Origin of the sequence: Ruegeria spongiae, assembly GCF_023502395.1 — a bacterium.
Classification (GTDB): domain Bacteria; phylum Pseudomonadota; class Alphaproteobacteria; order Rhodobacterales; family Rhodobacteraceae; genus Ruegeria_C; species Ruegeria_C spongiae.
In genome coordinates this window covers 1-723 of record NZ_JAMFMB010000095.1, presented here as the reverse complement: position 1 = coordinate 723, position 723 = coordinate 1, and the positions used below count along the sequence as shown (strand labels likewise).

The following is a 723-nucleotide window of genomic DNA, read 5'->3' as shown; positions in this document are numbered from 1 at the left end:
TGAATTAGTTTTGATGTGATCTGACACCGCCCCCAATTTTTCAAATTGTTTTGGGGGCGGTGGTTCCCTTGAAGGGAGATGGTTGTCCGTTTTGATGGTGGTGCCAACCAAACCATCGAAACGAGGAAACCACGATGTTGAATACTACCGACAAGATCATCAAACACAAAACCGGCCTGCTGAACCTGGCCGAGGAACTGGGCAATGTCTCGAAAGCCTGTCAGGTCATGGGCTACAGCCGGGATACTTTCTATCGCTACAAGTCAGCCGTTGAAGAAGGCGGTGTGGAGGCACTTTTTGAGCGCACCCGGCGCAAGCCCAATCTGGCAAACCGGGTGGACGACGCGACCGAGCAGGCTGTCATCAAATCCGCCACCGACTTCCCGGCCTATGGTCAGGCCCGCACCTCGAACGAGCTGCGCAAACAGGGCGTCTTTGTCTCGCCCTCGGGTGTTCGGTCGATCTGGCTGCGGCACGATCTGGCCAACTTCAAAGCCCGGTTGAAAGCGCTGGAAGCCAAGGTGGCTGAAGATGGCCTGATCCTGACCGAGGCTCAGGTGCAGGCGCTGGAGAAAAAGAAACTCGACGATGAGGCCTGTGGCGAGGTGGAAACAGCGCACCCAGGCTATCTGGGATCACAGGACACGGTTTATGTCGGCACGCTCAAGGGCGTCGGACGGGTCTATCAGCAGACTTACGTGGACACCTATTGCAAGGTGGCGT

Annotated in this window: 1 protein-coding gene; it reads left to right on the top strand. The window is 56.4% G+C overall.

What is annotated here, in order from left to right; translation table 11 throughout:
- Window positions 1–134: 134 nt before the first annotated feature.
- The coding region (locus tag M3P21_RS22400; protein ID WP_249713723.1) for a helix-turn-helix domain-containing protein at window positions 135–723 on the top strand (589 nt) is incomplete at its 3' end.